We start from the raw sequence: 19,016 nt of genomic DNA, 5'->3' as shown, positions 1-19,016 counted from the left end.
TCCGCGGGGAGGGAGTCGGCCTCTTGCTACAGGCCCTCGCCGCGGCAGCTAAGAAGAAGCAGCCCGAAACGCATGATGCTCCGCAGCCTAGCCGAGCCGCGCGGGATGCGCGGGCCTGTTTCAGTATGCGGGACCCACGGACAAAGGAGACAAGAAGTATGGAATGCCACTTTCGTCACTGAGTCATAGCACTCTCCGCCACGAGCCGGTGACGAATGTCCCTGTATTTCATCAATCATGGTTGCAGGTAGTGACAATGGCGTAACGCGGTGCAAAGGTGCCCGGCATGACGACCAACGGGGGCTTCCAGCCCGTCTTCTGCACGATCGTGCCACCGCATCTCCTCGACCAGCTGGCCCGGCACGAGGACCCCGCGCTCTCCGGACCCGCCCGCCGGTCCCTGGCGCACGACGCCTACCAGCGCACGCGGCGCAGGCTGACCACGGTCATCGGCGCGCCCACCGTCGCCCCGCCCGCCCAGACCGCCGCCGACCAGCCGCACCGCACCATCTACGACGCCGGGCACCAGCAGGACCTGCCCGGCACGAAGGTCCGCGAGGAGGGCTCGGGGGCCGCCCAGGACGCCACCGTCAACCGGGCCTACGCGGGCCTCAGCGCCACCTTCGACTTCTACCTGAAGGCGTACGAGCGGCACTCCATCGACGGCAGCGGGCTCCCGCTGGACGCGAGCGTGCACTACGGCGAGAACTACGACAACGCCTTCTGGAACGGCGAGCAGATGGTGTTCGGGGACGGCGACGACCAGATCTTCCTCGACTTCACCATCCCGCTCGACGTCATCGGCCACGAGCTGACCCACGGCGTCACCCAGCACACCGCCAACCTGACCTACTTCGGCCAGTCCGGCGCGCTCAACGAGTCGGTCTCGGACGTCTTCGGCTCGCTGATCAAGCAGTACGCCCTCGGCCAGACCGCCGCCGAGGCCGACTGGCTGATCGGCGCCGGGCTGCTCGCCCCGCGTGTCCACGGCACCGCGCTGCGCTCGATGAAGGCCCCGGGCACGGCGTACGACGACCCGAACCTCGGCCAGGACCCGCAGCCCGCGACCATGGAGCACTACAACCACACCAGCCGCGACAACGGCGGTGTGCACATCAACTCCGGCATCCCCAACCACGCCTTCTACCTGGTCGCCTCCGCCATCGGCGGCAACGCCTGGGAGAAGGCCGGGCAGATCTGGTACGACGTGCTGACCGGCGGCCAACTGAAGCAGGACGCCCTCTTCGCCGACTTCGCCACGCTCACCGTGAAGGCGGCGCGCACGCGCTATGGAGCGGGCGACGAACTGCAGGCCGTGCAGAAGGCGTGGGAGCAGGTCGGGGTGCGGACGCTGTGATTCCGGGCGCATCCGTACTAGACAGGGGCCCATGCGAATTCAGGTGAGGCGCACGGGAGGCTTCGCGGGCATCGAGCGCCGTGCCGAGGTCGACACCTCGGAACGGTCCGACGCCCGCGAGTGGCACGCCCTGGCCGAGCGGGTCCTGTCCGCCGGCCGGGGCGGACCGCGGGCCGGGGTGCCCGACGGCTTCCACTACGAGATCACGGTGGACGGCCGGACGGTGCACACGGCCGACCCCCACCTGACCGAGGACGAGCGGGAACTGGTCTCCCGGGTACTGAAGGAGGGGGCCTAGAGGAGGCCTAGAGGCCCTGTCGTCCCCGCGACGCGGCCCACTCCTCGTCGAGGAGGCCGAACTGCACGCCGTCGTACCAGGTGTCACCCACCCGCACGGCGGCCCTGCGGCGGCCCTCCTCCACGAATCCGAGGCGGCGGAAGGCCCGGATGGCGCGCTCGTTGCCGCTCCAGGTGTCCAGTTCGACCCGGCGCAGCCGGCAGGCGCCGAACAGGTGGTCCAGCAGCAGCCGCAGCGCCTCGGAGCCGTGGCCGCCGCCCCAGCGGTCGCGTTCGCCGATGGTGATGCCGACGGTGGCCCGGCCGGCGAACGGGTCCAGATCGCGGTAGTCGGCCATGCCGATGGCGCGTCCGCCGTCGCGCTCCTCGACGGTGAAGGTGGCGCCGTCCCGCGGGTCCTCGCGGAGCCGGGCCTCGTGGAAGCGCTCCATCGCCTCCCGGGTGACCGGGCCGAAGCCCGGGTGGCCTCCGGTGGCCCAGTGCGCCACCTCGGGGTCGTTGCGCCACCGCAGTTGGGCGTCCAGGTCCTCGGCGCGCAGTGCCCGGAGTCGTACGAGTTGACCGTCGATCATCGGATGATCATAGATACCTCCGCCGTCCGATGATCATCGGTTGCCACCCGCCGGGCGGAGCCGACGCGACCCGGCACCACGCGCCGCGCAACGCGCAGTTCCCGCTGGGGCGTTGACTTACGTTACCGGCGGTAAGGATGATCCGGCCATGGCGACTGACGCAGGTAATCCGATACCCCGCTTCCCCGCAGGCTTCCTGTGGGGCGTGTCCACCTCGGCGCATCAGATCGAGGGGGCCGCCGATGCCCGCGGGGCCTCCGTGTGGGACGTGTTCACGGCGGAGCCGGGGCGGGTGAAGGACGGCTCCACGGCGGCGGTGGCCTGCGACCACTACCACCGGTACACCGAGGACGTGGCGCTCCTGGCGGGCCTCGGCGTGGACGCCTACCGCTTCTCCGTCTCCTGGCCCCGGGTCGCCTCCCCCGGCGGCCTCGACTTCTACGACCGGCTGGTGGACGAGCTGTGCGCGGCGGGCGTACGGCCCGTGCCGACCCTCTTCCACTGGGACCTCCCGGCCACGCTGGACTGGCTGGAGCGGGACACGGCCTCCCGTTTCGCCGAGCACGTGTCGACGGTCGCCGAGCGGCTCGGCGACCGCGTGACGAAATGGATCACCCTCAACGAACCCGCCGAACACACCCTCCTGGGGCACGCGCTCGGCGTCCACGCCCCCGGCAGGCAGCTGCTGTTCGACGCGCTTCCGGTGGCCCACCACCAGCTGCTGGCCCACGGCCTCGCGGTACGGGCCCTGCGCGCGGCCGGCGCCGGCGACATCGGCATCGCCAACTCGCACGGCCCGGTCTGGCCCGCCTCCGAGGACAGCGCCGACGTGGAGGCCGCCGACTTCTACGACGTACTGCTCAACCGGCTGTTCGCCGAACCGCTCCTGCTCGGCGCGTACCCGGCCGGACTGGGCGAGCTGATGCCCGGCGACGTCGAGTCCGACCTGAAGGTCATCTCCGAGCCGATCGACTGGTACGGCATCAACTACTACGCCCCGACCAGGGTGGGCGCTCCGAAGGGCACCGAGATCGAGTTCGGCGGGATCACCATGCCGGCCGAACTCCCCTTCTCCGTCCAGGACATCGAGGGCCGCCCGGTCACCGACTTCGGCTGGCCGGTCGTACCGGAGGGCCTGACGGAGCTGCTCACCACCTTCCGCGACCGGTACGGCGACCGGCTCCCGCCCGTCGTCATCACCGAGAACGGCTGCTCGTACGAGGGCCTCGACGACCAGGACCGGATCGCCTACCTGGACGGCCATGTACGGGCGCTGCACCGTGCGGTGGAGGCCGGGGTGGACGTGCGCGGCTACTTCGTCTGGTCGCTGCTGGACAACTTCGAGTGGGCGGAGGGCTACGCGCGCCGGTTCGGGCTCGTCCACGTCGACTTCGACACACTGGTACGGACCCCGAAGGCGTCGTACGGGTGGTTCCGGGACGTGCTGCGGGCGCAGAGATGACCACCGTCGGGCGGGGCGTCGGCGCGGACGCCCTGGCCGAGCCGGTCGAACGGGTCGGCCGGGGCTGGACGGCAGCGCTGTCGCTCGCCAACGGGGCCATCTGGGTGGGCTGGTTCGGCCCGCTGCAGATCCTGCTCGCCTCGCAGGCCAAGGACTTCGCGCCCGGCTCCGGGATGTCGAAGGAGACGATGCTGGCCTGGGTGACCGGCGTCGGCGCGGTGGTGTCACTGGTCGCCAACCCGCTCTTCGGTGCGCTGTCCGACCGCACGACCTCCCGCCGGGGCCGGCGCACGCCGTGGATCGTGGCCGGGACGGCGGGCGGCGCGCTGTCCCTGCTGCTGCTCGCGGGCGCGGGCGGGCTGTGGACGATGACGCTCGGCTGGTGCCTGGTGCAGCTGACGCTGAACGCGGCCTTCGCGGCGGTGACGGCCGCCGTGCCGGACCGGGTGCCGAGGCCGCAACGGGGCGTGGTGGGCGGCTGGCTGGGGGCGGCGCAGATCCTCGGCGTGGTGGGCGGCACGGGCCTGGCCACGGCGGCGGGCGGGATCGGCGCCGGTTATGCCGCCTGCGCGGTGTTCACGGTGGTGGGCGTCCTGCCGTACGTCCTGCGCCATCCGGATCTGCGGCTGGCGCCGGCGGACCGGCCGGTCTGGTCCACCCGGGGCTTCCTCAGGGGCTTCTGGCTGAGCCCGCGCCGGTACCCGGACCTCGGCTGGGCCTGGCTGACCCGGTTCCTGATCAACCTCAGCAACTCCCTCGTCCTGCTCTACCTCCTCTACTACCTGCGCGACCGGGTCCACTACCGCAACCCCGACCAGGGGGTGCTGATCCTCACGGCCGTGAACGGTCTGACGCTGCTGGGCACGGTGGTGGCCGGCGGGGTGTGGTCGGACCGGGTGGGGCGGCGCAAGCCGTTCGTGGTCTGGTCCGGCGTGATCATGGCCGTGGCGACGGCGGGGCTGGCGGCCTGGCAGACCTGGCCGGGTGCGGTCGTGGCGGCGGCGGTCCTCGGGATCGGCTTCGGGGTGTTCACCTCGGTCGACTTCGCGCTGATGACGGACGTACTGCCGAAGGCGCTGGACCGGGGCAAGGACCTCGGGGTGATCAACGTGGCGAACGCGCTGCCCCAGGTGGCCGCCCCCGCCCTCGCCGCGCCGATCGTGACCTACCTCGGCGGATACCGGGCGCTGTATCTGGTGTCGGCGGTGATCGGGCTGGCGGGGGCGGTACTGGTGGACCGGATCAGGGGCGTGGAGTGAAGGGGGTGGCGGGGGGCGACGGTCAGAGGGCTCCGGCGTCCCGGGCGGACCACGCGGTCGGGTAGAGGGGCCGGAAGCCGAGGTCCCTGCGGATCCGGCCGGTGGACATGATCCCGAGCCACGGGTCGGGATCCGTGTTGGCGTGGAGTGAGGCGGGGACCTCGACGCCGTTCAGCAGGTGCAGCTCGACCGCCGTCACGGGCGCGTCGTCGGCGATGTTGTAGACCGGTCCGCCGACCCCCGGCGCGTACAGCAGGCGCAGCAGGCCCTGGGCGACATCCGCGTGGTGGCCCATGTGCAGCCGCTGGGTCGGCGCCCAGTGCGCGGCCCAGCGCAGGGAGTCGGCGAGGTGCGGGTCGCCCTCGCCGTAGACGAAGGGGAGCCGGCCGATCCGTACGTCCAGGCCGTCCAGGGCGAGCAGCTCCCGTTCGGCCGCCGCCTTGGACTCGGGGTAGGCGCCCCACATCGCCCCGCCGGGCCGTGTCTCGTCCTCCTCGACCAGCGGCCGCCCGCGCCCGGTGCCGTACACCAGCCCGGTACTGACCTGCACGAACCGGCGCACACCGGACGCCGACGCGGCCCGGCCCAGGGCCACGGCCGCGTCCCGGTTGACGGCCCAGGCCTCCTTATCGGGCACCCCCCGGAAGGACGCCGCGACGTTCACGACCGCGTCCACGCCGGCCACGGCCTTGCCGAGCGCCTCCTCGTCCCGCAGATCGCCGACGACGACCTCCGCTCCCAGCTCGGCGAACGGCTCCCCGCGCGTCGCGTCCCGCACCAGCACCCGTACCCTCTCGCCCGCCCGGGCCTGCGCCAGCAGCCTCGGCACGAAGCGGCGTCCGACCTGTCCCGTCGTACCGGTCACCAAAGTCAGCATGTTCTGCTCCTCTCGTCCCGCCCAGCTTCGAGCCGGGGGCCGGGCGGCGGGAGAGACCTGTGGATCGGGGGATCGGCAGTCCCTGGCTAAGCCGGGCGCGTTCGCGCACGCTGGAGGGGTGAACCGAGCCGAACTCGCCGACTTCCTGCGCCGTGGCCGCGCCCGGCTGGACCCGTCCGACGTGGGCCTCACGGCCGGAGCGCGCCGTCGTACGCCGGGACTGCGCCGCGAGGAGGTGGCGCAGCTGGCCGGGATGTCCGTGGACTACTACACGCGCCTGGAGCAGGCCCGGGGCCCGCGTCCGTCCCGCCAGATGCTGACCGCGCTGGCGCGGGCGCTACGGCTGACCGGCGTCGAGCACGACCATCTGTTCCATCTGGCCGGGGAGGAGCCGCCACGGCGTGAGACGGCGTCGGCGCACGTCCGGCCGGGGCTGCTGCTGATACTGGACCGGCTGTACGACACCCCGGCCCAGCTGGTGAACGACTGCGGTGAGGTCCTGGCGCAGAACACGATGGCGAAGGCGCTGGTCGGCGACGTCATGTCGCGGCCCCGGAAGGAGCGGAACCTGCTCCGGCGCTTCTTCCTGGACCCGACGGCGCGCCGGCTGTTCCCCGAGGAGGACCACGGGCCGCACGCGCGGGCCCACGTGGCCAATCTGCGCGCGGTGACCGCCGCCCGCCCGGGCGATGCGGAACCGGCCGCGCTGGTGGCCGAACTCCGTTCGTCCAGCGAGGAGTTCGCGCGTCTGTGGGACGAACACGAGGTGTCCCTGCGCCACCGGGCGACCAAGCGCTTCCTGCACCCGCTGGTCGGTCTGCTGGAGCTGGACTGCGAGGTCATGCTCAGCCACGAACACCACCACCTGCTGGTCGTCCACACGGCCCGTCCGGGAACGGAGTCGTACGAACGCCTGCAGCTGCTGCGGGTGGTGGGCCTCCAGGACCTCTCCCGGCAGGAAGCGACTCCCTGACGGCGGGCAGCCTGGCCGTGGGCAGCCGGCGGCGGGCAGCCTGGCGGCGGCCCCTCAGAACCCGAGCCGCCGCAGCTGCTTCGGATCCCGCTGCCAGTCCTTGGCCACCTTGACGTGCAGGTCGAGGAAGACGGGAGTGCCGAGCAGTGCCTCGATCTGCTTGCGGGACTTGATGCCGACCTCCTTCAGGCGCTTGCCCTTGGGGCCGATGATGATGCCCTTCTGGCTGGGGCGTTCGATGAAGAGGTTGGCGTGGATGTCGAGGAGGGGCTTGTCGGCGGGACGGTCCTCGCGCGGGAGCATCTCCTCGACGACTACCGCGATGGAGTGCGGCAGCTCGTCGCGCACGCCCTCCAGGGCCGCCTCGCGGATCAGCTCGGCGATCATCACCTGCTCGGGCTCGTCGGTGAGGTCGCCCTCCGGGTAGAGCGCCGGGCCCTCGGGCAGGAGCGGGACGAGGAGGTCGGCCAGCAGGCTCACCTGCCGGTCGCCGACCGCCGACACCGGGACGATCTCCGCCCACTCGAAGCCCAGCTCCTTGCCCAGCTGGTCGATGGCGATCAGCTGTTCGGCGAGGGTCTTGGAGTCGACCAGGTCGGTCTTGGTGACCACGGCGATCTTCGGGGTCTTGCGGATCCCGGCCAGTTCCTTGGCGATGAAGCGGTCACCGGGACCGATCTTCTCGTTCGCCGGCAGGCAGAAGCCGATGACGTCGACCTCGGCCCAGGTGGTGCGGACCACGTCGTTCAGCCGCTCGCCGAGCAGCGTGCGCGGCTTGTGCAGGCCCGGGGTGTCCACCAGGATCAGCTGGGCGTCGGGCCGGTGCACGATGCCGCGCACCGTGTGCCGCGTGGTCTGCGGCTGGTTCGCGGTGATCGCCACCTTCTGCCCGACCAGAGCGTTCGTGAGGGTGGACTTGCCCGCGTTGGGGCGGCCCACGAAGCAGGCGAAGCCGGCACGGTGGACGGGCTCGGCCGGCTTTTCGGATGACGGGGTACGCACGCTCATGGCGCCCATTCTCCCTGATCCACAAAGCCGCGCCGCACCACGGGCACGGGCCGCCGGGCACGGTGAGGTCCCGGAAACCTCCATGCAACGAAACGTCACGGAAACACACCTGTACGCGACCGGAAACGCGGGCCGGTGACCCTCTGACGAGCCCCCACACCGTTGGAGACACCGTGACCCTGGCCGCTGCGCACGTCGACGCCGGCGACACCGCCTGGCTGCTCGCCGCCACCGCCCTCGTCCTGCTGATGACCCCGGGCCTGGCCCTCTTCTACGGCGGCATGGTCCGCACGAAGAGCGTCCTCAACATGCTGATGATGAGCTTCGTGTCGATCGCGCTGGTCACCGTGGTGTGGCTGGCGGCCGGCTACTCCCTGGCCTTCGGCGACGACGCGTTCGGCGGACTCATCGGCGGTCTGCGGCACGCCGGCATGGCAGGTCTCGGGCCGGCCAGCGTCCACGGGACCGTTCCCACCCTCCTGTTCGCCACCTTCCAGCTCACCTTCGCCATCATCACGGCCGCCCTGATCAGCGGCGCCGTCGCCGACCGGGCGAAGTTCGGCGCGTGGCTGGTGTTCGTACCGGTGTGGGCGCTGCTCGTATACGTTCCCGTGGCCCACTGGGTGTGGGGTCCCGGTGGCTGGATCCTCGACCGGCTGGGCGCCCTCGACTTCGCGGGCGGCATGCCGGTCGAGATCGCCTCCGGCGCCTCCGGTCTGGCGTTGTGCCTGGTTCTGGGCCCGCGCCTGGGCTTCAAGAAGGACGCGATGCGCCCGCACAACCTGCCCATGGTGGTGCTCGGCGCCGGTCTGCTCTGGTTCGGCTGGTTCGGTTTCAACGCAGGCTCGGCGCTCGGCGCCAACGGCCTCGCCGCCGCCGCGTTCCTCAACACCCTCGCCGCGGGCTGCACCGGTCTGCTCGGCTGGCTCTTCGTCGAGCAGAAGCGCGACGGCCACCCCACCACCCTGGGCGCCGCCTCCGGCGCGGTCGCCGGCCTGGTCGCGATCACCCCCTCCTGCGGGGTGGTCTCGCTGCTCGGCGCGCTGGTGGTCGGCCTGGCCGCCGGTGTCGTCTGCTCCTACGCGGTCGGCTGGAAGTTCCGGCTGGACTACGACGACTCCCTCGACGTCGTCGGCGTCCACCTGGTCGGCGGCATCGTCGGCACCCTGCTCATCGGCCTGTTCGCCGAGAAGGCCATGACCGGCGGCGCCGAGGGCCTCTTCTACGGCGGCGGGCTCGCCCAGCTCGGCAAGCAGACCCTGGCCGTGGTGGTCGTGGCGGTCTACGCCTTCGCGGTGACGTACGGCCTCGGCAAGCTGATCGACAAGACCATGGGCTTCAGGGCGTCCGAGGAGCAGGAGCAGACCGGTCTCGACCTTACGGTGCACGCCGAGACGGCTTACGATCACGGGGTCCTGGGCCACGGCGCCCCGGTCGCCCACTCCGTCCTGCCCACCGCCCAGAAGGTCAAGAGCCAGGCATGAAGCTCATCACCGCGATCGTCAAGCCGTACCGTCTCGACGAGGTCAAGACCGCCCTGCAGGAGCTGGGTGTGCACGGTCTGACCGTGACCGAGGCCAGCGGGTACGGCCGTCAGCGCGGCCACACCGAGGTGTACCGCGGCGCCGAGTACCGGGTCGATCTGGTGCCCAAGGTGCGCATCGAGGTCGTCGTCGAGGACGCGGACTCGGAATCCGTGATCGACGCGATCGTCAAGGCCGCGCAGACGGGGAAGATCGGGGACGGGAAGGTGTGGGCACTGCCGGTGGAGACGGTCGTACGGGTGCGGACCGGCGAGCGCGGCCCCGACGCGCTCTGACCAGCAGCACCCCGGCCGCCATGCCGGCGGCGAACACCAGCGCGGCCATCAGCCAGGGCAGCGCGAGGAAGGAGGCGCCGGCCGACTCCCGGGTGCCCGGCGCGCTCGCCGTCAACGTGACGTCGCCCCAGTCGAGCTGGGGAGCGCCGTGCCAGGGTTCGGTCAGCCGCACGCTCTGCCCCGGCAGCAGTTCGGAGGGGACCCCGGTCAGGTCGCGGTCGAGCAGCGTCCGGCCGAACAGACCGCCGGCCCGCAGCCGCACCTTGGGGTCGAGGGTGACGTTGCCGGTGTTGCGCAGGGTGTAGGAGACGATCGCCGTGGAGTCGCCGAGGCCCGGTACGAGGGGCTGGTGGTGGCTGATTCTCACCTGCTCGACGGAGAGCGCGGGGAGCGTGGGCCCGCTCACCCGTAGATAGACGCGGGCGCCGACGGCCCGCCGTACCCCGAGGGCGACGGAACCCCTGCCGGGATCGATCCGTTCGTCGAGCGCCACGATCGCGCCGGGGTGGTCGCCCGGTTCGGCGCCTCGCGGGACGCGCAGGGTGAAGGGCACGGTGACGGTCTGGTGGGCGGCCACGGTGACCCGGGACCTGGCCGGTTTCGCCCAGGCGCCCACCGCGCGCATCGTCTCGGTGAGCGTCCGTACGGCGAAGCCGCCGTCGCGCGGGGTGTTGTAGGCGTCGGCCGCGTACAGCCGGAAGGTGAGCGGCTCGCCGGTCCTGTTGGTGACGGCCACCTTGTCGGTGAGCGTCTGTCCCGGGTCGGCGGAGAGGTAGAAGTAGGGCCGGGCGGCGACCCGCGAGGCGACGGGGTAGACGGCCCAGCTGCCGTTGTCTGCGGCCCGCGCGGGTCCGACGGCGGCGCCGAGCAGCAGGCAGACGAGGCTCAGGAGGAGGACGTACGGCTTGCGCATGGGTGCGGACCCCCCACGGGCGTGAGTGGTGGCGGTCGGGCGGGTGCGGCCCCGTGCGGGAGGGCGCCCGGCCGCCGGTGAAGAGAGCGCGGATCGGGTGAGGGTGCGGATGGGGTGGAGGTGGGATCGGATGAGGGTCGGGGTCGGGGTCAGGTGAGGGTCAGGTGAGGGTCAGGGTCAGGACGCCGGAGTAGGAACCCGGGGGCGTGAACGCCGGTACGTCCAGGGAGAGCCCCGCGTCGACGGTGAACTCGCCGCCGGTGAGGGCCGCGTCCGGGGTCGACGCCAGGGTCGCTCCGGTGGTGCCCACCGTGCCCGCCGAACCGGCCTTGCAGGTGCTCGGGCTGCCCGCCTTGGTGGCGCAGGCGGGGGTCCAGCTGAGCCTGCCGGCGTCGATCTTGGCGCCGGGACCGGTGAAGTCGGTGACCTTGCCGGTCAGCGACCAGCCGGCGGGTCCGCCGCGGAAGTCCTTGACGGTCACCGTACGCAGCGCGCCGGTGGAGGCGCCGCCCTTGCCGAAGTCGACCGCCGACAGCGCGACGGAGTCCCCGGCCTGGGACATGGACAGCGTGCCCGCCTTGACGGTGGTGGTCAGCTTCTGGCTGCCCGCCGGGACGGGCGTGTTGTCGTTGACGACGTAGGCCGCCGGACCGGCGCCCTTGGCCGCGTCCCAGGAGGCACCCTCGTACGCCACGATCCCGGTCGTCGTCTTGTCGTTGACGACCAGCGAACCGCTGAAGGTGCCGCCGGCGCCCGCGGTCACCGTCGCGGTGTCCGCGGTCTGGGTGCTCCCGGCCCGCCCGGCCAGCGTGACCGTCGCGCCCGGTGTGAAACCGCTGCCGTTGACGGTGACGGCGGCGCCCGCGTTCCCGGAGGCCGAACCGAGCGTGATGGAACGGCTGTTGACCGGGGTCGAGTCCGTCGCGGTGACGGTCTGGGAGACCGGCGCGGGCGGATTCGTCACCGTGCACGGGGTGTCCAGCTCCAGGATGTAGCTGGTGTGGATGTTGTAGTCGCCGGGCGAGAGCGTGATCGCCCCGGGGGCGGTGACCTTGAACGTGCCGGTCATGGAGAACGACGGGAAGGCGCCGTTGCCCGGCACCGGGTCGTTCTTCTTCGGCCCGGCCACCGTCACGTCCCCGGTCTGCGCCCCGCCGAGGGTGACCTTGCCGGTGGGCGTCATGATGTCGGCCGGCAGGGCGATCGCGGTGGGGTTGCTGGCAGCGGGCTTGACCACGGTGTACGTCACCGTCACCGTGTCGCCGACCTTGGGGCTGGCGTTGTCCACCGAGATGTTCCCGGTGGTGGTGCCGTCGATCGGCGGAATGCCCGCGACGGCCGGCGGGATGCAGTGCGTGGCGAAGTCCACGTTCGTCCCGGCGGCACCCGCCGGACAGGCCAGCGCACCGCCCGCGGTGACCGCCAGGGCGGTCGCCCCGAGCAGTGACGCCCAGCGCCACCGACGGGATCTTCGGGGTGTCGGACCCATGGGCCCCCTCCTGTGGGTTGCGGGCGCAGCGGCTCGTCTGCGCCGACAGGGGGCCATTGATGTGGAGGCCGCGTGAGAAGTCAATGCAGATGCCGCAGAAAACTGACGGATCATCAGTTTCTGCGGCACCCCTACGACATCCGGAACAGATCGCTCAGTTCAGTCGGTTCGGTCGGTTCGCTCTACTCGGTCGGTTCGCTCTACTCGGTCGGTTCGGTCGGTTCGGCCGGGTTCGGTCAGCTGAACACGAACGGCCCGGGCGACTGGTTGGCCGTCGCCGTGCACGTGACGTTGATCCCGAAGATCGTCATCACCAGCGAGCCGCCGTACGTCTCCAGGCTGTCGCCGGAGGCCACCGTGCCGGTCAGCGGGCCGACGCTGACCGGGTCGCCGGTGGCCATCGCCGGGTTCTTGGTCCCGCTGAAGACCGTGGTGCCGCCGCTCGCCTTGACCAGGGTGAGCTTGGAGCTGATGGAGTCCTTCGCCACCGGGAGCGGCGCGGTGATCGCGGTGGAGGTGAGGGAGATGGTGGCCGAGGTGCCGCTCTGGGTGGCGGTGAGCGTCGCCGCGCCACCGCCGAAGATGCCGCAACTGGCGTTGATGGTCGCCGTCTGGGGAGTGACGGCGGCCGCGGTGGGCGCGAAGGCGAGTCCGGTGACCGCCAGGGCCCCGGCCACGAGTGCCGCACCTGTGGCTGTTCGCTTGCCTCTCATGGGGATCCGCTTCCCTTCCCTGCTGGGGAATGCCATGTGGGGATGGACGGGAGATGGGCGTGCGGCGGACGACAGGCCTGGGCAGGTGGATGCGGGCACACTGCGCGGGCGATGCGGATCTGACGGTCCGTCGGATACTACGCTTCCATTGATGCGCGGGAGGCAAGGGGCCGACAAGGTTGAATTCCGGCCTACTCCGGGGAGCCGGCCGGGACGGTCAGCCGTACGGCACCGTCGGGGCCGGCCAGCAGCACCGGCGTGGCCGGGCCGCCGAGGTCGGCCACCGCGGCCAGGTCCTGCGCCGGGACCTCCTCGGCCTCCGTGACGACCGCCGCCGCCTCCAGCGACTTCGCCCCGGAGGCCACGGCCATGGCGACCGCCGTCCGCAGGGCACTGAGCTTCAGGGAGTCGAGGGCGACGGTCCCGGCGACATAGGTGCGGCCGGTCTCGTCGCGTACGGCCGCGCCCTCGGGCACGCCGTTGCGGGCCCGCGCGGAACGGGCCAGGGTGACGATCTTGCGGTCCTCGGGGTCGAGCGCGTTGCTGTCGGTCATGCCCCGAGCATACGAACCGGAAGGGCTCTCGCCCCGCCACGGGGTACGCCTCCGCCTCAGCCGCGGTCGAGGCGGAGACGGTCGGCGCGCGGCAGACCGGCGACGACCAGGTCGTACGAGTCCTCCACCAGCTCCCGGACCAGCCGGTCCGGGAGACCGCCGTCGACCGTGACCGTGTTCCAGTGCCGTTTGTTCATGTGGTAGCCGGGGACGATCAGTCCCTCGTGCTCGTCGCGCAGCCGGACCGCGTCCTCCGGGTCGCACTTGAGGTTGACCTTCAGGGGCCGCTCGTCCGTCCAGCTCAGGGCGAACATCTTGCCCAGCACCTTGAACACCGAGATCTCCGGACTGAACGGGAAGTCCTCCACGGCCGCGTTGAAGGACAGGCACAGGGCGCGCAGTTCCTCGGGCGTCACTCGGGTCTCTCCTCCTCGGCGGGGCCGCCGGCCGGCTCCACCAGCACCGTCACGATCTTGTTGCGGCGGCCGGCCGCGGCCTCCGCGGTCAGCCGCAGCTCGCGCCCGTCGGGCAGCCCGACCTCGGACGAGGCCCCGGCGATGGGCACCCGGCCCAGCGCCTTGGCCAGCAGGCCGCCGACGGTCTCCACGTCCTCGTCGTCGTACTCCTCCAGGCCGTACAGCTCGCCGAGGTCGGTGATGTCGAGGCGGGCGGTGACCCGGAAGCGGTCGTCGCCGAGGTCCTCCACGGGCGGCAGTTCCCGGTCGTACTCGTCGGTGATCTCGCCGACGATCTCCTCCAGGATGTCCTCGATGGTGACGATCCCGGCGGTGCCGCCGTACTCGTCGATGACGACGGCGACGTGGTTGCGTTCCTTCTGCATCTCGCGCAGCAGGTCACCGGCGTTCTTGGTGTCGGGCACGAAGAACGCGGGGCGCATGGCCGTGGACACCAGGTCGTTCTCGGCGTCGCGGCTGATGTGCGTCTTGCGGACCAGGTCCTTCAGGTACACGATCCCGACGATGTCGTCCTCGCTCTCCCCGGTGACCGGGATGCGCGAGAAGCCGGAGCGCAGGGCGAGGGTGAGGGCCTGGCGGATGGTCTTGTACCGCTCGATGACCACCAGGTCGGTCCTCGGGACCATGACCTCCCGCACGAGGGTGTCCCCGAGCTCGAAGACCGAGTGCACCATGCGGCGCTCCTCGTCCTCGATCAGCGACTCCTTCTCGGCGAGGTCGACCAGCGCGCGCAGCTCCGCCTCGGAGGCGAACGGGCCCCGCCTGAAGCCCTTGCCCGGGGTGAGCGCGTTGCCGATCAGGATCAGCAGGGACGGGATCGGTCCCATGATCCGGGCCAGCGGCAGCAGCACGTACGCGGCCACCGTCGCCGTGTTGAGGGGGTGCTGGCGGCCGATGGTGCGCGGGGAGACGCCGACGGCGACGTACGACACCAGGACCATCACGCCGATCGCGGCGAGCAGGGCCTGCCAGGTGGAGTGGATCTCCCGCAGGCAGGCGTAGGTGACCAGGGCGGCGGCGGCCATCTCGCAGGCGACGCGGACCAGCAGCGCCACGTTGAGGTAGCGGGTGGGGTCGGCGGCGATCTGGGCCAGCCGGTCGCTGCCGCGCCGCCCCGACTTCACCGCTTCCTCGGCGCGGAAGCTGGAGACGCGGGCGAGGCCCGCCTCCGCACAGGCGGCGAGCCACGCGACGACGACCAGCGCGACCGCTCCGACGACGATCTGAGGACTCATCGGCCGCGCTTACGACACCGTCGGCGCCGGAGAGGGACCGGTCAGGCCCTTCTCCGCCCGCCAGCCGTCCACGATGGCGGCCTGCAGCCCGAACATCTCGGCCTTCTCGTCGGGTTCCTCGTGGTCGTAGCCGAGCAGGTGCAGCACGCCATGGACGGTGAGCAGGTGCAGCTCCTCGTCCATGGAGTGCTGCGTGGGCGCTTCCGCGCCCTGCTTCTTGGCGACCTCCGGGCACAGCACGATGTCCCCGAGCAGCCCCTGCGGGGGCTCGTCGTCGTCCTTGCCCGGCGGGCGCAGCTCGTCCATCGGGAAGGACATGACATCGGTCGGGCCCGGCAGGTCCATCCACTGGATGTGCAGCTGCTCCATGGCGTCGGCGTCCACCACGATCACCGACAGCTCGGAGAGCGGGTGGATGCGCATGCGCGCGAGCGCGTAGCGGGCGATGTCGAGGATCGCCTGCTCGTCGACCTCGGTTCCGGACTCGTTGTTGACGTCGATCGACATGGCGCTGTGCTTGTCTACTTCCCCTTGTGCCCGGACTTCGCCCGGCCGCCCTGGTGGCCGCCGTTCTCCGTGCCGTGCGTGCTGTCGTACTTCTCGTACGCGTCGACGATACGGCCGACGAGCTTGTGCCGTACGACGTCCTGGGACGACAGGCGCGAGAAGTGGACGTCGTCGAGCCCCTCCAGGATCTCCTGCACCTGCCGCAGACCGCTCTTCGTGCCGCCCGGCAGGTCGACCTGGGTGACGTCACCCGTGATCACGATCTTGGAGTCGAAGCCGAGGCGGGTGAGGAACATCTTCATCTGCTCGGGGCTCGTGTTCTGGGCCTCGTCCAGGATGATGAAGGCGTCATTGAGGGTGTTGTGGGTCAGCAGGTAGTCCGTGGTGACATAGAGGGAGTCCTCTGCGGCCACCTGGATGCAGACCGTCTCCTCCCGACCTGCGGGCTCGATCGAGTCGATGAACCGCATCGGGCGTCCGCCGCCACCGGCCGCGTGGTACTTGTCGCGCTTGCGGGCGAGGCGGAAGGGCTCGATGCCCTCGGGGAGGCGGAGGTCGACGACATGGCTGTCGTGGCGATGGGCCGCCAAAGCCGTGCCCTGCTTGCGGTCCCTGGCGAGGCGAGGACGCGTGTAGGCGACACCGCCGAGCGACTGCACCAGGGCGATGACATCGTCGCGCAGGAGAATCGACGCGGTCGAGAACTGGACTCGGCACGTACGGTCTTTTTGTGTGACCGGTCCGCCGTCGGAGTCGAGGAGCCCCTGGAGGACCGCGAGACGGACCTCGGCGGAGTTGTACAGGTAGTCGTCCGGGACGAACTTGGTGTGTGAGCGCGTACGCAGCAGATCCAGCTCCTGCAGAACCCGCGTGACGGGATTCTCCAGAGTGACCACATCACCGGGGAACTTGATCCGATTGAGGACGTAGTCAGGTCCGCCCTTGTGCCGGACCACGACGCCCGGCAGTGCGGCCTCAAGGGCCTCCGCCAGCTCACGATCCTCTGTCGCGAAGGCCGGCGTGGTTGAACCCGTGAGGCAGCCGTCGCCCAGCAGCAGGCCCAGCGCGTACGGATCCATGGGAACCGCCCGCTCGGGGAGACTGACCGGCGCCGTCAGCATCGGCAGCTCGTACCGGCGACAGTGCCCCGCACGCAGGTTGCCGATCATCTCCTGGGTCTCCAGGACTCTCCACGGCTTGTCGCGGCGCTTGTCGTCGCGCGTCCTGACCGTCCACAGGTGCTCGCCGCAGCACAGGGTCCACGCGCCGTCCTGGGAGGTGACGCGGTAGATGTCCTTCTCACCCTGCGGGTATACGCCGAGGACCGGGGTCGGCTCACCGTTGGAGCCAATGACCAGGTCACCGACCTCAAGGTCGCCGATGGGCCGCCAGCCGTCCGGTGTCAGGACATTCGTGAACCGCGGCTGGGCACGGCCGCGCATGTACGCCAGCGGCGCCACCTCGATGGTCCCGGCCGCCATCAGCCGCGGGATCGAGTCCGGGTCCAGCATGTCGTGCAGCGCGTCGTACAGCGGGCGCAGATACGGGTCGATCTTCTCGTAGAGCGTGCCCGGCAGGAATCCGAGCCGCTCGCCGGCCTCGACCGCCGGGCGGGTCAGGATGATGCGGTTGACCTGCTTGGACTGCAGGGCCTGGACCGCCTTGGCCATGGCCAGGTAGGTCTTGCCGGTGCCGGCGGGGCCGATGCCGAAGACGATGGTGTGCTTGTCGATCGCGTCGACGTAGCGCTTCTGGTTCAGGGTCTTGGGGCGGATGGTGCGGCCGCGCGAGGACAGGATGTTCTGCGTCAGTACCTCGGCCGGGGTCTCCAGGCCGTCGCTCGTCCCGTTCTCGCTCGCCTTCAGCATGGCGATCGAGCGTTCCACTGCGTCCTCCGTCATCGGCTGCCCGGTGCGGAGCACGAGCATCATCTCGTCGAACACGCGCTGGATGAGGGCGACGTCCGCCTGGTCGCCGACCGCGCTGATCTCATTGCCCCGGACGTGGATGTCGGCCGCCGGGAAGGCCTTCTCTATCACGCGCAGCAGGGAGTCACCGGATCCCAGCACGGTGACCATCGGGTGCTGGGCGGGGACCGTGAACTGTGCTCTCGCCTGCCCCTGCGCGGGAGTGCGAGCTGTGGGTGTCTGAGTCATGGGCCGGCGCTTAAGGCCTGCGGTTCCTCCTCGTCACGGCCGCACAGCTGAGGGCGGCCTCGCGCTATCCAGAGTACGACGGGGGTGTGACAACGCCGTAGGGCTTTTCCCGGCGGCCACCTGAGGCCCTCGCCTCACGCCGACCGCCCGAACCCGATCGTCGGTACCGCCCGCCGCAGCGGCCAGGGGCGCACCTTCTCCTCGGGCACCAGGTCGGCCAGGAACGCGTACCGCCGCAGCGCCGCCGGATCCTGTCCCTCCACCGACTGCACCCGCCGCCACCACGCCCCGATCTCGGACCAGCCCGGGGCGGACAGCGATCCGCCGAACTCCTGGACGGACAGGGCGGCGGTGAGTCCCGCGAAGGCCAGCCGGTCGGCCAGCGGCCAGCCCGCGAGCGTGCCCGTGACGAACCCGGCGACGAACACGTCACCGGCTCCCGTGGGGTCCAGTGCCTCCACCGCGATCGCCGGCACGTCGGCGCTCTCGCCGGTGCGCCGGTCCACCGCGTAGGCGCCCTCCGAGCCGAGGGTGACCACGGCCAGCGGCACGTACTCGGTCAGCGCGTGGGCCGCCTCGCGCGGGCAGTGGGCGCCGGTGTAGCGCTTGGCCTCCTCGGCGTTGGGCAGGAACGCCTCGCAGTGCGCCAGGTCGGCGAGGCCGGCCAGGTCCCAGGCGCCGGTGTCGTCCCAGCCGACGTCGGCGAAGATCCGGGTGCCCTCGCGGGCGGCCTGGGCGATCCACGGGGCGCTCTCGCCGGGGACGAGGGAGGCTACGGCGGCACGCGCGCGCGGCGGGCGGTCCGGTCCGGGCTCCTCGGGCGGCGGCTCGTGCCCGTGGGAGACCATGGTCCGCTCGCCCTCGTACGCCATCGAGACGGTGACCGGGGAGTGCCAGCCGGGGACCGTGCGCGACGCGGACAGGTCGATGCCCTCGCCCTGCTCCAGCGCGTCCCAGCAGTACTCCCCGTAGTGGTCGTCGCCGAAGGCGGCGGCGAGGGAGGTGCGCAGGCCCAGGCGGGACAGCGCGGTGGCCATGTTGGCGACGCCGCCGGGGCTCGACCCCATCCCGCGCGCCCAGGACTCGGTCCCGCGCACCGGGGCGGAGCCGAGACCGGTGAAGATGATGTCCAGGAAGACGGTGCCCAGGAGGTACACGTCCCAGGGCGGATCGCCCGGCCCGCGCAGCGCGGCGAGGGGGTCGACCTGGGCCTGCCAGTGCTGTCCCTGCTGTGCCGCCAGCTGCTCCTCGGCGTGCCGCTCGGCGAGCCGCTCGGCGGTGGCGGACAGTCCCTTTCCGGTGGACGCGTTGGAGGAGATCACGATGCGCTCCCTGACGTGGTGGGGATC

General features: G+C 71.4%; 19 protein-coding genes. 7 read left to right on the top strand and 12 right to left on the bottom strand.

Annotated features, from left to right (window positions below; translation table 11 throughout):
- Positions 1-286: 286 nt before the first annotated feature.
- On the top strand, positions 287-1,357 hold the full coding sequence (locus tag ACFYMM_RS13930) for a M4 family metallopeptidase (RefSeq protein WP_388386102.1): 1,071 nt from the start codon (positions 287-289) through the stop codon (positions 1,355-1,357).
- Between the two features lie 31 nt (positions 1,358-1,388).
- Positions 1,389-1,655, top strand: coding sequence for a protealysin inhibitor emfourin (locus tag ACFYMM_RS13925; protein WP_388386101.1), 267 nt, complete (start codon positions 1,389-1,391; stop codon positions 1,653-1,655).
- Between the two features lie 7 nt (positions 1,656-1,662).
- On the opposite strand, the gene ACFYMM_RS13920 is transcribed toward ACFYMM_RS13925, so the two are convergent.
- A complete protein-coding gene (locus ACFYMM_RS13920; protein ID WP_388386100.1) occupies positions 1,663-2,226 on the bottom strand; it encodes a GNAT family N-acetyltransferase in 564 nt (187 codons plus the stop codon).
- A gap of 148 nt (positions 2,227-2,374) precedes the next feature.
- Between ACFYMM_RS13920 and ACFYMM_RS13915 the strand changes: the two genes are divergently transcribed.
- Together ACFYMM_RS13915 and ACFYMM_RS13910 are read left to right on the top strand one after the other, a co-directional pair.
- The gene (locus ACFYMM_RS13915; protein ID WP_388386099.1) at positions 2,375-3,688 is read left to right on the top strand and encodes a GH1 family beta-glucosidase; all 1,314 of its coding nucleotides are present in this window, start codon (positions 2,375-2,377) and stop codon (positions 3,686-3,688) included.
- On the top strand, positions 3,685-4,947 hold the full coding sequence (locus ACFYMM_RS13910) for an MFS transporter (protein ID WP_388386098.1): 1,263 nt from the start codon (positions 3,685-3,687) through the stop codon (positions 4,945-4,947). The genes ACFYMM_RS13915 and ACFYMM_RS13910 overlap by 4 nt, the downstream gene beginning before the upstream one ends.
- A 22-nt stretch (positions 4,948-4,969) precedes the next feature.
- Here ACFYMM_RS13910 and ACFYMM_RS13905 read toward each other — a convergent pair whose 3' ends face one another.
- Positions 4,970-5,824, bottom strand: a complete 855-nt coding sequence (locus ACFYMM_RS13905) for an NAD-dependent epimerase/dehydratase family protein (protein WP_388386097.1) — start codon at positions 5,822-5,824, stop codon at positions 4,970-4,972.
- A 118-nt stretch (positions 5,825-5,942) separates the two neighbouring features.
- On the opposite strand from ACFYMM_RS13905, the gene ACFYMM_RS13900 reads away from it, so the two are divergent.
- Positions 5,943-6,797, top strand: coding sequence for a helix-turn-helix transcriptional regulator (locus ACFYMM_RS13900; RefSeq protein ID WP_388386096.1), 855 nt, complete (start codon positions 5,943-5,945; stop codon positions 6,795-6,797).
- A 54-nt stretch (positions 6,798-6,851) separates the two neighbouring features.
- Here ACFYMM_RS13900 and era read toward each other — a convergent pair whose 3' ends face one another.
- A complete protein-coding gene (era, locus tag ACFYMM_RS13895) occupies positions 6,852-7,805 on the bottom strand; it encodes a GTPase Era (protein ID WP_388386095.1) in 954 nt (317 codons plus the stop codon).
- Positions 7,806-7,978: 173 nt separating this feature from the next.
- Here era and ACFYMM_RS13890 point away from each other — a divergent pair, with 173 nt between their 5' ends.
- Positions 7,979-9,289: an ammonium transporter gene (locus ACFYMM_RS13890; RefSeq protein ID WP_388386094.1), complete on the top strand. Its 1,311-nt coding sequence runs from the start codon at positions 7,979-7,981 to the stop codon at positions 9,287-9,289.
- Positions 9,286-9,624: a P-II family nitrogen regulator gene (locus tag ACFYMM_RS13885; RefSeq protein ID WP_388386093.1), complete on the top strand. Its 339-nt coding sequence runs from the start codon at positions 9,286-9,288 to the stop codon at positions 9,622-9,624. The genes ACFYMM_RS13890 and ACFYMM_RS13885 overlap by 4 nt, the downstream gene beginning before the upstream one ends.
- Here the strand turns inward: ACFYMM_RS13885 and ACFYMM_RS13880 are convergent.
- The 9 genes from ACFYMM_RS13880 to ACFYMM_RS13840 all read right to left on the bottom strand — a co-directional run bounded on the left by ACFYMM_RS13880 (position 9,518) and on the right by ACFYMM_RS13840 (position 18,989).
- Complete coding sequence (locus tag ACFYMM_RS13880; protein WP_388386092.1) at positions 9,518-10,537, bottom strand: WxL protein peptidoglycan domain-containing protein; 1,020 nt, start codon at positions 10,535-10,537, stop codon at positions 9,518-9,520. The genes ACFYMM_RS13885 and ACFYMM_RS13880 overlap by 107 nt on opposite strands.
- A 160-nt stretch (positions 10,538-10,697) precedes the next feature.
- A complete protein-coding gene (locus tag ACFYMM_RS13875; RefSeq protein ID WP_388386091.1) occupies positions 10,698-12,026 on the bottom strand; it encodes a beta-xylosidase in 1,329 nt (442 codons plus the stop codon).
- Positions 12,027-12,262: 236 nt separating this feature from the next.
- A complete protein-coding gene (locus tag ACFYMM_RS13870; RefSeq protein WP_388386090.1) occupies positions 12,263-12,739 on the bottom strand; it encodes a hypothetical protein in 477 nt (158 codons plus the stop codon).
- Between the two features lie 191 nt (positions 12,740-12,930).
- On the bottom strand, positions 12,931-13,293 hold the full coding sequence (locus tag ACFYMM_RS13865; RefSeq protein ID WP_388386089.1) for a cytidine deaminase: 363 nt from the start codon (positions 13,291-13,293) through the stop codon (positions 12,931-12,933).
- Between the two features lie 56 nt (positions 13,294-13,349).
- Positions 13,350-13,709, bottom strand: coding sequence for an MmcQ/YjbR family DNA-binding protein (locus ACFYMM_RS13860; protein ID WP_388386088.1), 360 nt, complete (start codon positions 13,707-13,709; stop codon positions 13,350-13,352).
- A complete protein-coding gene (locus tag ACFYMM_RS13855) occupies positions 13,706-15,004 on the bottom strand; it encodes a hemolysin family protein (RefSeq protein ID WP_388386087.1) in 1,299 nt (432 codons plus the stop codon). Before ACFYMM_RS13855 ends, ACFYMM_RS13860 begins: the two co-directional genes overlap by 4 nt.
- A 9-nt stretch (positions 15,005-15,013) precedes the next feature.
- Positions 15,014-15,511, bottom strand: a complete 498-nt coding sequence (gene ybeY, locus ACFYMM_RS13850; protein ID WP_388386086.1) for an rRNA maturation RNase YbeY — start codon at positions 15,509-15,511, stop codon at positions 15,014-15,016.
- A gap of 14 nt (positions 15,512-15,525) precedes the next feature.
- A complete protein-coding gene (locus ACFYMM_RS13845) occupies positions 15,526-17,667 on the bottom strand; it encodes a PhoH family protein (protein ID WP_388386084.1) in 2,142 nt (713 codons plus the stop codon).
- A 134-nt stretch (positions 17,668-17,801) separates the two neighbouring features.
- Complete coding sequence (locus ACFYMM_RS13840) at positions 17,802-18,989, bottom strand: carbohydrate kinase family protein (protein ID WP_388386083.1); 1,188 nt, start codon at positions 18,987-18,989, stop codon at positions 17,802-17,804.
- Positions 18,990-19,016 lie beyond the last annotated feature (27 nt).

The sequence above is a fragment of the Streptomyces sp. NPDC006739 genome (genome assembly GCF_042869815.1).
In the GTDB taxonomy this organism is placed as follows: Bacteria; Actinomycetota; Actinomycetes; order Streptomycetales; family Streptomycetaceae; genus Streptomyces.
Note: the sequence above shows the minus strand (reverse complement) of the source record. Positions and strands in the feature narration are given on the sequence as shown.